Annotated in this window: 16 protein-coding genes; 8 read left to right on the forward strand and 8 right to left on the reverse strand. The window is 67.5% G+C overall.

Annotation, left to right across the window (positions count from 1 at the left end; all coding sequences use genetic code 11):
- Window positions 1-37: 37 nt before the first annotated feature.
- The 3 genes from AC5Y4C_RS11500 to AC5Y4C_RS11510 form a co-directional block, all read right to left on the reverse strand.
- Window positions 38-538 (reverse strand): hypothetical protein, encoded by a 501-nt coding sequence (locus tag AC5Y4C_RS11500; RefSeq protein ID WP_499908286.1) that lies wholly within the window; start codon window positions 536-538, stop codon window positions 38-40.
- Window positions 539-652: 114 nt separating this feature from the next.
- Window positions 653-982: a hypothetical protein gene (locus tag AC5Y4C_RS11505; protein WP_499962777.1), complete on the reverse strand. Its 330-nt coding sequence runs from the start codon at window positions 980-982 to the stop codon at window positions 653-655.
- Between the two features lie 121 nt (window positions 983-1,103).
- Window positions 1,104-2,234, reverse strand: a complete 1,131-nt coding sequence (locus tag AC5Y4C_RS11510) for a nitronate monooxygenase (protein WP_499962775.1) — start codon at window positions 2,232-2,234, stop codon at window positions 1,104-1,106.
- A gap of 250 nt (window positions 2,235-2,484) precedes the next feature.
- Here AC5Y4C_RS11510 and AC5Y4C_RS11515 point away from each other — a divergent pair, with 250 nt between their 5' ends.
- Complete coding sequence (locus AC5Y4C_RS11515) at window positions 2,485-3,033, forward strand: hypothetical protein (RefSeq protein WP_499908279.1); 549 nt, start codon at window positions 2,485-2,487, stop codon at window positions 3,031-3,033.
- 63 nt (window positions 3,034-3,096) lie between these two features.
- Window positions 3,097-4,581, forward strand: a complete 1,485-nt coding sequence (locus tag AC5Y4C_RS11520) for an amidase (RefSeq protein WP_499962773.1) — start codon at window positions 3,097-3,099, stop codon at window positions 4,579-4,581.
- 3 nt (window positions 4,582-4,584) lie between these two features.
- On the opposite strand, the gene AC5Y4C_RS11525 is transcribed toward AC5Y4C_RS11520, so the two are convergent.
- Together AC5Y4C_RS11525 and AC5Y4C_RS11530 are read right to left on the reverse strand one after the other, a co-directional pair.
- On the reverse strand, window positions 4,585-5,250 hold the full coding sequence (locus AC5Y4C_RS11525; RefSeq protein ID WP_499962771.1) for an O-methyltransferase: 666 nt from the start codon (window positions 5,248-5,250) through the stop codon (window positions 4,585-4,587).
- Window positions 5,251-5,289: 39 nt separating this feature from the next.
- Complete coding sequence (locus tag AC5Y4C_RS11530; RefSeq protein WP_499962769.1) at window positions 5,290-6,102, reverse strand: HAD family hydrolase; 813 nt, start codon at window positions 6,100-6,102, stop codon at window positions 5,290-5,292.
- Between the two features lie 42 nt (window positions 6,103-6,144).
- On the opposite strand from AC5Y4C_RS11530, the gene AC5Y4C_RS11535 reads away from it, so the two are divergent.
- The 4 genes from AC5Y4C_RS11535 (at window position 6,145) to AC5Y4C_RS11550 (ending at window position 9,355) form a co-directional block, all read left to right on the forward strand.
- Window positions 6,145-7,242: an NAD(P)H-dependent amine dehydrogenase family protein gene (locus AC5Y4C_RS11535; RefSeq protein ID WP_499962767.1), complete on the forward strand. Its 1,098-nt coding sequence runs from the start codon at window positions 6,145-6,147 to the stop codon at window positions 7,240-7,242.
- A gap of 16 nt (window positions 7,243-7,258) precedes the next feature.
- Window positions 7,259-7,999, forward strand: coding sequence for a glucose 1-dehydrogenase (locus tag AC5Y4C_RS11540; RefSeq protein ID WP_499908265.1), 741 nt, complete (start codon window positions 7,259-7,261; stop codon window positions 7,997-7,999).
- Between the two features lie 129 nt (window positions 8,000-8,128).
- The gene (locus AC5Y4C_RS11545; RefSeq protein ID WP_499908263.1) at window positions 8,129-8,821 is read left to right on the forward strand and encodes a 2OG-Fe dioxygenase family protein; all 693 of its coding nucleotides are present in this window, start codon (window positions 8,129-8,131) and stop codon (window positions 8,819-8,821) included.
- Window positions 8,822-8,875: 54 nt separating this feature from the next.
- The gene (locus AC5Y4C_RS11550) at window positions 8,876-9,355 is read left to right on the forward strand and encodes an MSMEG_6728 family protein (protein WP_499962765.1); all 480 of its coding nucleotides are present in this window, start codon (window positions 8,876-8,878) and stop codon (window positions 9,353-9,355) included.
- Window positions 9,356-9,383: 28 nt separating this feature from the next.
- Here AC5Y4C_RS11550 and AC5Y4C_RS11555 read toward each other — a convergent pair whose 3' ends face one another.
- The gene (locus tag AC5Y4C_RS11555; RefSeq protein ID WP_499962763.1) at window positions 9,384-10,835 is read right to left on the reverse strand and encodes a peptide MFS transporter; all 1,452 of its coding nucleotides are present in this window, start codon (window positions 10,833-10,835) and stop codon (window positions 9,384-9,386) included.
- A gap of 92 nt (window positions 10,836-10,927) precedes the next feature.
- Here AC5Y4C_RS11555 and AC5Y4C_RS11560 point away from each other — a divergent pair, with 92 nt between their 5' ends.
- Both AC5Y4C_RS11560 and AC5Y4C_RS11565 read left to right on the forward strand, forming a co-directional pair.
- Entirely contained in the window at window positions 10,928-11,359 is a 432-nt protein-coding gene (locus AC5Y4C_RS11560) for a type II toxin-antitoxin system Rv0910 family toxin (protein WP_499908256.1), read from the forward strand.
- Window positions 11,360-11,429: 70 nt separating this feature from the next.
- On the forward strand, window positions 11,430-12,722 hold the full coding sequence (locus AC5Y4C_RS11565) for a competence/damage-inducible protein A (protein WP_499962761.1): 1,293 nt from the start codon (window positions 11,430-11,432) through the stop codon (window positions 12,720-12,722).
- Here AC5Y4C_RS11565 and AC5Y4C_RS11570 read toward each other — a convergent pair.
- Both AC5Y4C_RS11570 and AC5Y4C_RS11575 read right to left on the reverse strand, forming a co-directional pair.
- Window positions 12,700-13,635 (reverse strand): alpha/beta fold hydrolase, encoded by a 936-nt coding sequence (locus tag AC5Y4C_RS11570; protein ID WP_499908252.1) that lies wholly within the window; start codon window positions 13,633-13,635, stop codon window positions 12,700-12,702. The two genes, AC5Y4C_RS11565 and AC5Y4C_RS11570, sit on opposite strands and share 23 nt — an antisense overlap.
- A gap of 26 nt (window positions 13,636-13,661) precedes the next feature.
- Window positions 13,662-14,159: a glutathione peroxidase gene (locus AC5Y4C_RS11575; protein ID WP_499908249.1), complete on the reverse strand. Its 498-nt coding sequence runs from the start codon at window positions 14,157-14,159 to the stop codon at window positions 13,662-13,664.
- Window positions 14,160-14,201: the final 42 nt, after the last annotated feature.

Consider the following 14,201-nt stretch of genomic DNA (forward strand, 5'->3'; position numbering starts at 1 on the left):
GTCACGGCCTTGAGGCAAGGTGGCAGAGCCTGTCGGGTCAGCGACCCTGCGGCTCGCGGTATTCGACCACCGATTCCCGGCGGATGACGGTGTCGCCCTGACTGATCACCAACTGCTGCGACGACAGCGAATAGGTGACGCCGTTATTGCGTGCGACGAACTCACGCTCGGCGATGTTTTGGGCGGCCACATTCAGCGCTGCGCCGTCAGTGAGCCGGACCGCACGGTACTGGTCGTCGCCATGCTGATCGGAGCAGATCGCCACGAGAGAGCCCTGAGTACGCGCGAACGCGACGCCGGTCCACGGGCCGTCGCATCGGGCAGGGCTGTTGAGGAACCCCCTGGCGTCAGACGGATACGGCGAATCTGTCTGAGGCACTGCGGATTTCGGTGGCGTCGGCGCGGCGGAAGACGGCAGCGAACGAGCCGTCCATGACTTCTTCACCACTGCGTTCACGAACGCCAACGTGGCCACCAGCGCCGCGACTGCGGCCAGCAGCAGAAGCGTCGACACCGCGCGAGATCGCCAGCGACGCACCGACCATTCCCTCCGCGTACTTGGGTTCCTGCGGCCGTGAAGCCTTTACCGGTACGTGGATACCGCGTGGGTGTGCGCGTTCGATCACGAACACGACACGAGTTGGTGCCGGTCTCAGACGCAGCCGCTCACGCTGATCCGGCGCCCGACGTTCGCGCACACGTTGACGTCCGGTGCGGGCGGCGGGGGAGGCGGAGGTGGAGCGGCGTAGTCAGGCGGCGGTTCGTCCTCGGGCATCGGCGCGTAGTACGACGGCGGCGGGACGAAGTCCGCAACGGTGTCAGCGATGTTGGCGCACCCGCTGACCGAGACTCGCCGTCCCACGCTGGCACAGACGTCGGCTCCCGCGACTGCGGGAGAGCTGACCACGATCACGCCCGGAATCGCTGCGGCGCCCAGCACGGCGGCGACGGCAGTTTTCCATGAGCGGTTCCACCACGCCATCGCAACTCCTCACCCGCCACCACACCGGAAGCCGGAGTATATCGGGATCAGCCCGCGGGCAGAGCTCTTTCGAGACGATGCGGCGAAAGTCGTTGCAGTGCAATCGAATCGGATGAGTAACTCAGACTGCCGCTGCCTCGTTGAGCTCGTTGAGCCGGTTCGTCGCCTCGAGGTATTCCCGCACCCACCGCTCGATGACCGCCGAGGTCTTCTCGACCTTCGTGAACTGCCCGACAACCTGCCCGACTGGGTTGAATGCGACGTCTACGGTCTCGTTGGGGTACTTGTGGGTGGCGGCGACGGCCATGCCGGACACCATGAACTGCAACGGCATGCCGAGCGGTTTGGGGTTCTCCGGCTTCTCCCACGCCTCGGTCCAGTCGTTGCGCAACATCCGGGCCGGCTTACCGGTGAACGAGCGGCTGCGGACGGTGTCGCGGCTGGTGGCCTTCGCGTAGGCGGCCTGTTGCACGGGCGTGTTCTCGGCTTCCTCCACCATCAGCCACTGCGAACCGGTCCACGCGCCCTGCGCGCCCAATGCCAGTGCGGCCGCGATCTGCTGGCCGCTTCCGATGCCGCCGGCCGCGAGCACCGGAAGCGGCGCAACCTCCTTGACCACCTGCGGCCACAGCACGATCGAGCCGATCTCGCCGCAGTGGCCACCGGCCTCGCCGCCTTGCGCGATGATGATGTCGACGCCCGCGTCGGCGTGCTTGCGGGCCTGCGACGGCGAGCCGCACAGCGCGGCGACCTTGCGCCCCTCGTCGTGGATGTGCTTGATCATGTCGACGGGGGGAGTGCCGAGCGCGTTGGCGATCAACGTCATCTTCGGGTGCCGCAGCGCGACCTCGACCTGGGGCGTCGCGGTGGCCTCGGTCCAGCCCAGCAGCCGCAGCGCGTCCTCGTCGCTGTGGTCGGTCGGCACCCCGTGGTCCTTGAGAATCTTCTTCGCGAAGTCGATGTGCTCCTGGGGCACCATCGACTGCAGCATCTTGGTGAGCTCTTCGGCCGACAGGTTGGCATCCATCCCCTCGTACTTGTTGGGGATCACGATGTCGACGCCGTAGCTGTGATCGCCGATGTGCTCGTCGATCCAGTTGAGCTCGATCTCGAGCTGTTCAGGCGTGAAGCCGACGGCACCCAGCACGCCGAAGCCGCCCGCTTTGCTCACCGCGACGACCACGTCGCGACAGTGCGTGAATGCGAATATCGGAAATTCGATGCCCAACTCGTCACAGATGGCGGTGTGCATTACCTGCTCCTTTGGCCGCGGCCGGCGAACTGAAACGTGTTCTAGTTTAGTACCCGGCTCTCCGCATGTCGCCAGTAGGGCGCACCAGGGCCGTCGTGGGCGCGTCACCAGGTCAGCGGACCGATCCCATAACCGCCGCGCGTCGGCCTCATATCGGTTCGGTAATGGTCACAAGTGTCACTTGAGCACCATCAGTAACACACCTAGCTTCGGGGTCAGGTCTTGACATCAACCGGAATAGGGAAAACACATGGCACGGATCGGCACTCGCACCGCCACCATCGCAGCAGCAGCCGGAGGATTCCTCGCGGCGTTCGTTGCGTTCAGTCCAACCGCCGCGGCCGATCCGGCTCCGGCAGCACCCGGAGTTCCCGGGATCGACATGATGTCGCAGCTCGCCAACGCCCCGGCGATGGCATCACAGTTCCTGCAGAGCGCGGCGTCGATGCTGTCCCCGAAGCCGGCCACCAGCCAGCCGAGCATCAGCCAACCGGCCTCCGCCCCCACGCCGGGAGCGCCGACCGCCAGCGCGTCGCTCACTCTGCCGCAGCAGCCGGCGGCGCCGATCTCGGCGCCCATGAATTCGCTTGTCGGCACCGTGCCGCAGGGCCAGCTCAACATGCCGGCCAACCTTCCGGTGGCGCCGCTGCTCAACCAGCTCGGCCTGCCCGGCAACCTGAACGGGCTCGGGATGCCGAACCTGGGCGCCAACCCCGGCGCACCCGCCGCGGCGCCCGCACCGGCGCCGGGGGCGCCTGCGCTGCCGCCGAACCTCAACCCCTTCTCGGCTCTGCCCTGATCGGCACACTGCACGCCCGCCAATGTGGCGGGCGTGCAGTGCGTTTGCGCTAGGTTCGCCACCGTGGAGGAGCGAGAGTACACGCAGCTCGACGGGTTGGGTCTGGCGTCACTGGTCGCGGCCGGTGACATCCAGCCGGGGGAGCTCCTGGAGGTTGCCCGAGCGCGGGCAGACCGGTTCAACCCGAAGATCAACGCCATCTGCACGCGCCTGGATCAGCGGGCGCAGCAGCGCGCGAGCGGACCGCTGCACGGTCCGTTCGCCGGCGTGCCGTTCCTGATCAAAGACCTGCGCCAAGACCTCGCCGGCACGACAACGACGGACGGCTGCCGAGCGCTGGCCAACCGCACGGTGTTCGACACCAGCACGGTGGTGCAGCGCTGGCTCGACGCGGGGCTTCTTGTCTTCGGCAAGACCACAACCCCGGAGTTCGGCGCGAAGGGGGTCACCGAGGCCGAACTGTTCGGCCCGACCCGCAACCCGTGGGACCTGGACCGCACCCCGGGCGGCTCGTCGGGCGGGTCCGCGGCAGCGGTCGCCGCGGGCATCGTCCCGGTAGCCGGCGCCAGCGACGGCGGCGGCTCGATCCGCATTCCCGCCGCGTGTACCGGGCTGGTAGGCCTGAAAGCCGGTCGCGGGCTGATCCCGCACGGCCCCAATGCCAGCGATCCGCTCAACGGACAGGCCACCCACGGGGTGATCTCACGGTCGGTGCGCGACACCGCCGCGATGCTCGACGTGCTGGCCGGCCCCGACGCGGTGTCGGCCTTCGCGCCGGCCATCCCCGAGCGCCCGTTCCTCGACGACCTCGATCGCCCGCCTGAGCCGCTGCGAGTCGGTTTCACCACCCACTCGGTGATCCGCGGCTCGGCCCACCCGGAAGCCGTGCGCGCCGTGGAGAGCGCGGCGAATCTGCTCACTGAGCTCGGACACCACGTCGAAGAGGTCCGGCCCACGTGGGATGACGGCCAGCTCGCCCGCGACTTCTTGACCGTCTGGTTCGTCAACCAGGCGATCGAGGTGGCCCGGATCAAACGCGACACCGGTGCCGGCGATGACGGCTTCGAACAAGACACCCGGGTGATGGCCGCCCTCGGTCGCGCGGTCAGCAGCGTCGATCTGCAGCAGGCACAGGAGCGCCGCCACCAGCACATCGCCGGTCTGGCGCAGCTGCACGACACCCACGATCTGCTGATGACGCCAACCCTGGGCGAGCCGCCGATCCGCATCGGCGCCCTGGATCTGCCCGCCGTACTGCGCACGATGGCCGACGCACTACTGCGCACCAGAACCGTGCGGGTTCTGCAGATGACCGGCATCGCCGACCAGATCATCCAGCGCAACTTGGGCTGGGTCCCGTACACGCAGCTGGCCAACATCACCGGCCGCCCGGCCATCAGCCTGCCGCTGTACTGGACGAGTGCGGGGCTGCCACTGGGGGTGCAGTTCGTGGCACCGCTGGGCGGAGAGCGGCTGTTGCTGCGGCTGGCTCGCCAGCTCGAGCTCGCCGCTCCGTGGGCGCAGCGGCGCCCCGCGCGGTTCGCCTAGCCGCTAAGTGGTTGCGCGACAGCTGATTTCCATGCTGTCGACGTCGCGGGCACGGAAGCCGACGCTCACGTAACCGTGGGCGGGATCGCGCACGTAATTCAGATACGGCTTGGTGTCGGCCATGTCGGTGTTGTCGGCGACAACCAACGCTCCAGGCGTCAAGAGTGGTTCGAGGAGTTCGAGCACCGGCAGGTACATCTCTTTCCACCCGTCGAGCAACACGAACTCCACCGACCCCGTCAGCGTGCGCAGCGTTGCCAGCGCATCACCTTCGAGGACGGTGATCACCTCGTCCAATCCCGTCTCGGCGAACGTCCTCTTGGCGGCGGCCACCTTTGCGGCACTGAGTTCGGTGGTGACGACGCGCCCGTGGCCGTTGTCGCGCACCGCCGAAGCCAGATGGATCGCGGAAATGCCCAGGGACATACCGAATTCGACGACGGTGCCGGGCCGCGAGGCACGCACCAGCGCATAGAGCAACCGTCCCGCCTCGGGTGTCACGGGCATGTAGATCTCGCTGAGCGCGTCAGCGCGCTGCTGGGGGCTCGCCGCTGCCAACTGCTGCCATTCGGCGTGTCGTTGGCGCAACATCTCCGACTGCTGGGCGGCCTCGCGGTACATGCGGTCGAGGGCGTGCGCGACCTTGGGATCATCAAGCGTATTCGTCACACGCTCGAGACTAGAGCCCGGGACGCGTGCCGGCCGCTCTCACTGCCTGCGCGTGGTGGCGCTGACGGCGTACCGCATCAGCGCCGCCCAGCCGAGGCTGGCCACCGCGCGCAGGGACCGCGCGCGCGAGCGTCCCTCGGCGCCGGTGACACGCAGCACCGGCCATCCACGCTGCGCCGCCGTCGCGGCGAGCCGGGGCCGTGGATTGACCGGGCGGGGGTGTCCCACCAGCGACATCAGCGCAATGTCCTCGTCGCCGTCGGCGTAGAAGTAACTGTGTTGCAGCTCAATACCTTTCGCGTCGCACAGCTGCTGCACCGCGGCGGCCTTCTGCTCGCCCCACACCACCGGCCTGACGATTCCGCCCGTCAGCGCGCCGCGCTCGTCGACTTCGAAGTGGTTGCATACCACCGACGTGATGCCCAGATACCGCGCGACCGGCAGGGCGTGGATGGTCAGGGCCGACGAACTCATCACCACGGTGTGGCCGCGATCTTGGTGCGCCGCAACGATGTCGCGCATATGCGGGTAGACCCGTGCGGCGACGTGGCGGGCGAACAGCTGCTCGCCGAGTTGGTCGAGCTCGTCGAGCAGTTCACCGCGCAGGTAACCCGCCGCCCGGACGAGCAAGCGCTCGAACTGCATCCGGCCGAATCGGTATCGCAGCGACGCCTCGAGGATCCCCAGCACTTCACCGATCCGGGCCTGGCCGCGCCGGATGCGATCACTGGCGTGAACGGTCGCCGTGAAACCGGAGACAAGAGTCCCGTCGAGGTCGAAGAACGCACCGACGCGCGGGCCGTGAAGCCCTGCGGCGATCTCCGCGACCGGGTCTGACAACCGAACATCCACTACTAGCACGGTAGCCGCTGTCGGCTTGTTACGGTGCCGGGCATGGCCATCCGCGTCGCACACATCGGAACCGGAAACATCGGTCGTCTGGCGCTCACCGGGATCCTCACCAATCCTGCGCTGGAACTGACCGGGCTGTGGGTGTCATCGGACGCGAAGGTCGGTAAGGACGCCGGTGAACTGGCCGGCCTGGACGCCGCCACCGGCATCACGGCGACCACCGACCTCGACGCGGTGCTCGCCGCCAAGCCGGACTGCGCGGTGTACTGCGCAATGGGCGACAACCGACTGCCGCAGGCGATGGAGGACGTGCGACGCATCCTCGCGGCCGGGATCAACGTCGTCGGCTCGGCGCCGGTGGTGATGCAGTACCCGTGGCAGGTGATGCCGGATCAGTACATCAAGCCACTGGAAGACGCTGCGCTGCACAACAATTCGAGCTTGTTCATCAACGGCGTCGACCCGGGATTCGTCACCGACCTCATCCCGCTTGCGTTCGCCCAGACCTGCCAGCGCATCGAGCAGGTGCGCTGCATGGAGATCGCCGACTACGCCACCTACGACGGCGCCATCGTCATGTTCGACGTGATGGGTTTCGGCAAACCGCTCGACGACGTCCCGATCCTGTTCCAGCCCGGCGTGCTGTCCATGGCGTGGGGCTGCGGCATCCGTCAGCTGGCCGCGGGTCTGGGCGTCGAGATCGACGAGATCACCGATACGTGCATCCGGGAGCCGGCGCCTGAGGCGTTCGACGTCGCGGCGGGGCACATCGCCAAGGGCACGGTCGCCGCGCTGCGCTTCGAAATCCGCGGGATCGTCGGCGGGCGACCGGCAATCGTCGTCGAACACGTCACCCGGCTACGCGAAGACCTGCGGCCGGACTGGCCGCAGCCCGCGCAGCCCGGCGGCTCCTACCGGGTGGAGATTGCCGGCGAGCCCTCCTACAAAGTCGACATCTGTCCGTCGAGCACGCGCGGCGACCACAACCACGCCGCGATCGTCGCCGCGGCGGGCCGAATCGTGAACGCGATCCCCGCGGTCGTCGCCGCACCGCCCGGCATCAGGACGACGCTGGACCTGCCGCTCGTCACGGGCAAGGCGGTGTTCTCCGACCGAATTGCAACAGGTTCTATTTCCTGAGGTACCGTGACGCGTCATGGGACGCGTGGACGACAAGGTTGCACTGATCAGTGGCGGCGCGCGGGGCATGGGCGCGACGCACGCACGGATGCTGGTGGGCGAAGGCGCCAAGGTCGTGATCGGCGACATCCTCGACGACGAAGGCAAGGCGCTGGCCGACGAGCTCGGCGATGCAGCACGCTACGTCCACCTCGACGTCACCGACCCCGAACAGTGGAAGGCTGCGGTGGCCACGGCCGTCGACGAGTTCGGCAAGCTCAACGTGCTCGTCAACAACGCGGGCACGGTCGCGCTGGGCCCGCTCAAGACCCACGATCTCAAGAAGTGGCAGCAGGTGCTCGACGTCAACCTCACCGGCACGTTCCTGGGCATGCAAGCCGTCGTCGAGCCGATGGAAAACGCCGGTGGCGGCTCGATCATCAACATCTCCTCGATCGAGGGCCTGCGCGGCGCACCCTGGGTGCACGGCTACGTCGCGTCGAAGTGGGGAGTACGCGGGCTGACCAAGTCCGCGGCGCTCGAGCTGGCCCCGCAGAAGATTCGCGTGAACTCGATCCATCCCGGGTTCATCCGCACGCCGATGACCAAGCATCTGCCCGACGACATGGTGCAAGCCCCGCTGGGCCGGCCCGGTACCCCGGAGGAGGTGGCGACGTTCGTCGTCTTCCTGGCCTCCGACGAGTCGTCGTTCGCCACGGGCGCCGAGTTCGTCATGGACGGCGGCCTGGTCGCCGACGTGCCGCACAAACAGTTCTGAACCGCCCCCCTTGCCCCGCGAACGTGCGCGTTTGCACGCCGACACGCCGGCGAGCGCTGTACAGGTGTGCACGGTCACGGCGCCTGTGGTAAGCGTTTAACCGCATCGCCAGGCAGGTATCACTGCGCCATGACCGACCTCACCTCGACGGGCGTGGCGTTGATGACGCCAGCGGAGGTGAACGCACGCCTCGACGCCGACGACGGGGCATGGGCCGCGTTCGGCCGGCATTGGGACGAACTCGCGCCCGACCCCTATGCGGCCGAACTCGGCACCCAGCGGCTCCGGCGTTACGGCCACTTCACGTTTCGTGACGGCGCCGCCGAGCTGCTGAGTCACAGCACTTTCGTGCAGCCCGAAGGCTCCAACCCGCTCTACGTCGACCACGCCCGGTGGTTCGAGCCGCTGACCGACGCATTCGCGAAGGATCCGCTGCTGCACGCGGTGCTGGACATGTTGCGGGAGTTCGCAAATACCCTCGAAGACCGTTGCGAGTGGAGCGCGAAAGTGACGCCGTTCCGGGTGCTCGCGACGACGGACGACGCAGGTCAGCCGACGCCCGAGGGCTTGCACCGTGACGGCGTGACCCTGGTGACGTCATTGCTCATCTGCCGGCGCAACGCGGTCGGCGGCCAAAGCTCGGTCTACGACGCCGACGGCAATCACCTTCTGACGACCACCCTTTCGCAACCCGGCACGCTGCTTCTGGGCGACGATCGCCGTACGGTCCACGGTGTCACGCCGATTCGCCCGACCGACCCGGGCCAGCCCGCGCAGCGCGACGTGCTGGTGATCACGTTCGCTCCGCCGTCCGATCGATGAGCTCGGCCAGCGCACGCCGGTGTGACGTGCTGAAGGCCCGGGTATCCGCGACCGGTGCAGACGTTCCTGCCATATCCCGGTTTCGGCGACACCGCGCATGTGCTCGACCAGCGACGGCTGGGTAAGCAGCGCGTCGAAACGATCCAGGTGCTGCGCGCGCTGACAGTGCCGGGATATGGGTGGCGTCGTCATCCGGCCGCGGCGATGTGGGCGGGCTACGAAGAGGCGCTGGTGCGCTACGGCCTGACAATCTGCGACGTCTGGTGCCAGCGTGGTCATGGCGACACATGTGCGGCCACTCTTGCAGCCGATTTGCGGGAGGCGACCGGTCTTTCGGCGGTTCGCAGTCAGGACCATCTGCGCGCTGCCGGCGAGCTGCCGCCCTGGCTCGGCGATCCGGCATTCCACCGAAGCCACCAGTCGGCGCTGCTGCGCAAGGATCCCGCGCACTACCGGCGCTTCTTCGGCGACGTCGCGTCGGACCTGCCGTATGTGTGGCCGGTATCCGACCGGCAACGCCGAATACCGGTGTGACCGTGCACGTCTGCAGCGCAGGAACAGCTCAATGCACACCTTGCATGCGGCGGCTCAGCCACGGTGTCATCGCGAAGACCGCCGCGCCGGCCGCCACGGCGACCGCCCCGATGATCCCGAAGTAAGCGAATTCGTGCTCGGAGCTGTAGTAGCGCGCCAGCACCCCGGACATCGACGTGCCCATGCCGACGGAAAGGAAGAACAGCGCCATCATTTGTGCTCGGAATGCTTGCGGCGCAAGCTTTGTCGTGACGGAAAGGCCGATCGGCGAAATCAGCAGCTCTGATACCGCGAACACCGCCATGATCGCCATTATCAGAAGGGCCGGGACAGCCTTGCCCGACGAGCCGGCCGGCACGAGAAACAGCAAGAACGCCAACCCCATCCCGATCACGCCGTAGGCGAATTTGCGCGGGGTGCTGGGCGCGCGGGTGCCCACCCGGGTCCAAATGGCCGCGAAAACGGGCGACAGCACGATCACCCACACGGGTTCGATCGAGCCGATCCAATTCGACGGCGCGGTCCAGCCGAAGATCGACCAGTTGATCCGCTCGTCGGAATACACCGCCAACACGGTGAAGATCTGTTGGAACAGCGACCAGAACACCACGTTGGCCACGAACAGCGGAATGAAAGCCCGGACCCGCGAGCGCTCGGTCGGTCCGACGCGCGAGCTCGTCAGCATCGTCACGAAATATGCCGCCGACGCCGCGACGATCACCCCGGTGGTCACTTGGGACAGGTTCGACAACCGCACCAGCCCGGTCAGCAGCGCCACCGCCAGTGCTGCCCCCGCGGCACCGACAATCCCGATCAGGGGGCCAATTGCGCTGCGTCGCATAGGGTTCGGTACGTCCCGGCCGTGACTGCCCAGATTGCGGCGAAACACCAGATACTGCGTGAGGCCCGCCGCCATCCCCACGGCAGCGGCCCCGAAGCCGTAATGAAAGCCGACGTGAGTCTGCAGAAGGCCAGTCATCAACGGCCCGACGAACGCACCGAGGTTGACCCCAAGATAGAACAGCGTGAAACCGCCGTCGCCGCGGGCGTCGCCTTTCTCGTAGAGCGTGCCCAACAGTGACGACGCGTTGGCCTTCAGCGCACCAGAACCGAACGCCACCAAAATCAATCCCGTTGCGACACCGGCTAATCCGGGCACAACCGCGAGTGCGATGTGTCCGGCCATCACCACGACGCCGCCGTAGAACACCGTGCGTTCCATTCCGAGCAGCCGATCGGCGATCCAGCCGCCGAAAACCGTCGACAGATACACCAGTCCGCCGTAGGCGCCGACGATCCCCGTCGCTGTGTCTTTCGGCAGCCCCAACCCGCCGACGGTCACCGAGTAGTACAGGTAGTAGCCCAGGATCGTGAGCATGCCGTAGAACGAAAAACGTTCCCACAGTTCGACTCCGAACAGGTTGGCCAGCCCGATCGGGTGACCGAACAGTGTCCGTTCGCGACGCTCGGCGACCGTCATTGTGCAGATCGCCGATCGGTGCGGCTGCGGGCAACCCGGTACAGCCCTGGTGCCCGCGTCACCGCCACAGGCTATCCCGGTAGCATCCCGAGGTGGCCAAACTCGAGTTATCCCGGGAGTTGTCGCTGACCCCGCAGCAGGCGTGGGAACACGCGTCGAACCTCTCCGAACTCGGCGACTGGCTGGTGATGCACGAGGGCTGGCGCAGCGAGTTGCCGGACGAACTCACTGTCGGCACCACAGTCGTCGGCGTCGCCCGCGCCAAGGGATTGCGCAACCGCGTCACGTGGACGATACAGAAGATCGAGCCGCCCGCCTTGCTCGAAATCACCGGCAACGGCGTGGGCGGCACCAAGTATGCGTTGACCATGACCGTGTCTGAAACCCCGTCGGGGTGTTCGTTCAAGGTGAGGATCGACCTCGGCGGGAAGCCGTTGTTCGGACCGATCGGGGCGGCGGCGGCGCGCGCGGTCAAAGGTGACATCGAGCGCTCGATACAGCGATTCGAAGACCTGTACGGCTGACGCAACGCCCACTGATTGCGCTGCGACAGCCACGATCATTGCCCGATTGTCGCGCAGGTACGTTTGTCCGGTGACCGCTCGCGCAGGAATCGTCGTCACGGGCACCGAGGTTCTGACCGGCCGGGTGCAGGACCGCAACGGGCCGTGGATCGCCGACCGGCTGCTGGAATTGGGCGTCGAGCTTGCCCACATCACCATCTGCGGTGACCGCGCTGCCGACATCGAGGCGCAGCTGCGCTTTCTCGCCGACGAGCGGGTGGACCTGATCGTCACCAGCGGGGGACTGGGTCCCACGGCCGACGACATGACCGTCGCGACGGTGGCCCGCTTCTGCGGCCGGGAGCTGGTGCTCGACGAAGCGCTGGAGCAAAAGATCACTGACATCCTCAAGCGGCTGATGGCGCGGTTGGACAATGTCGACCTCGAGGCGGTCCGAGCCGCGAACCGCAAGCAGGCCCTGATACCCGCCGGATCGCACGTGATCGACCCGGTGGGAACGGCGCCCGGCGTGGTGGTCCCCGGCACGCCGACGATCGTGGTGCTGCCCGGCCCGCCGCGCGAGCTTCAGCCCATGTGGCCCAAAGCCATTGCGACAGAAGCGGTTCAGCACGCACTGGCCGGCCGGACGGTGTACCGGCAGGAAACCGTGCGGATGTTCGGGCTGCCCGAGTCGGCACTTGCCGAGACCCTGCGCGAGGCCGAACACACGGTGGCCGGTTTCGACAGGCTGGAGATCACCACCTGCCTGCGGCGCGGCGAAATCGAGATGGTCACCCGCTACGAGCCTGACGCCTCGTCGGTGTACAGCGAGCTGATGGAGGTGTTGAGAAGCCGCCACGGCCGCGAGATCTTCTCCGAAGACGGCTCTCAGGTGGACGACCAGGTGGCCGAGCTGCTCACCGGGCGCCGGATCGCGACGGCGGAATCATGCACGGCAGGCCTGATGGCTGCCCGGCTGACCGAGCGCGCCGGGTCCTCGGACTACGTGGCGGGCGGGGTGGTGGCCTACGCGAACGAGGCCAAGGCCGACGTGCTCGGGGTTGACCCCAGGCTGATCGAGAAGCACGGCGCAGTGTCGGAGCCCGTGGCGCACGCGATGGCGCAAGGTGCGCTGCGACGCTTCGGCGCCGACACCGCGATCGCGATCACCGGGATCGCCGGACCGGGCGGGGGATCCCCGGAAAAGCCCGTTGGCACAGTGTGTTTCAGCGTGATGCTGGCGGACGGCCCTACGGTCACGCGGACCCTTCGACTACCGGGCAACCGCTCAGACGTCCGCGAACGATCGACCACCGTCGCGATGCATCTGCTGCGCCGTGCGCTGCTCGACCGCTCGCCGGTCAGGTCCGCGACAGGTGGGTGAGGCTGGATTGGTCGCGGTCCCACACCTCGAGCATCGTGCGCAGAATTTCTTCAGCGCGGCCTAGGCCGCCGAGGTGGCTCTCGCCCGGCATCGGATAGAACTCGGCGTCGGGCAGCCGGCTCACCACGTGCTGCCCGTGCGAGAACGGGATGATGTGGTCGGCGTCGCCGTGCCACCAGCGCACGGGAACCTTGACCTCCTCCAGCCGGAATCCCCAGTCGCGGGCGAACACGACGATGTCGTAGAACGGCGCGGCGAGCTGTTTGCGGCTGCCGTTGAGCAGGTCGTCGAGGAACATCGCCTTGATCTCGGGCCGGGCCAGCAGCCGCCTGTCCGCGGGCGGCGACATCAGGCCGTAGATATCGGCCGCCGGCCCCGCGACGGGGCGGATCAGCCGAATCAGCGCGCTTGCGGTCAACCGGACCGGGCCACCCGCCACCTCCAGCAGCGGAGCGACGCGGGAGCCCAGGGCCATCAGGCCGCCGCCGATCCGATCCGGCCCAGTCGTCGGCGCGACACCGCCGACCACACCGGCGACCACGACGCGCTCCGGCATCGCGGCGGCGCACGCCAGCGTGTACGGGCCACCGCCGGAAAGACCGACGACGGCCATCTTGTCGATGCCGAGCGTGTCGGCGATCGTGCGCATGTCGTCGGCGAACTGGGCGACGGTCTCGTACTGATAGGGCGTCGACGACCCGATGCCCGGCCGGTCGAGGCCGATCAGCCGGATGTTCTCGCGCTCCGCGAAGACCCTGGCTTCGGTGGGTATTTGCCGGCGCGCGCCCGGTGTGCCGTGCAGCCAGAAGATCGCACGTCCTTGCGCGGCACCGAACTCGGCGAATCCGATCTGGCGATCTTCACCGACGGCGATGTTGCCTTCGAGCTTGGGCCGAGCGATTGCGACAACCATGCCCCGAGTGTCGCATGCGCTGGGTGCTACCCCGGCAGGACTGCCTCGATGGCGGCGATCACTTCGGGAGCGTCCGGCTCGGTGCGCGGCCGGAACCGGTTGACCACGCGCCCGCCCGGGGCGAGCAGGAACTTCTCGAAGTTCCACTGGACGTCGCCGGCGGTGCCGTCGGCATCCGGGGTCTTCGTCAGCTCGGCGTACAGCGGATGGCGATGCTCGCCGTTCACGTCGGTCTTCTCCAGCAGCGGGAACGTCACGCCGTAGGTGGTGGAACAGAACGTCTTGATTTCTTCAGCGCTGCCCGGTTCCTGACCCATGAATTGATTGCACGGCACGCCAAGCACGGTCAGGCCCCGATCGGCGTAGTCGCTGGCCAGCTTCTGCAGCGCGCTGTACTGCGGCGTCAGGCCGCACTTGGAGGCCACGTTCACCACCAGCACCGCGCGATCTGCGAACTGCGACAGCGAGATTGACTCGCCGTCGATAGTCGTGAGGGGGATGTCCTGAATCGGCGTAGCGGTCATGTGTGGAAACGTTACCGGGGCGCGTTGCGGCGTAGAGTCCGC

This window comes from Mycobacterium sp. NGS35 (assembly GCF_059812855.1).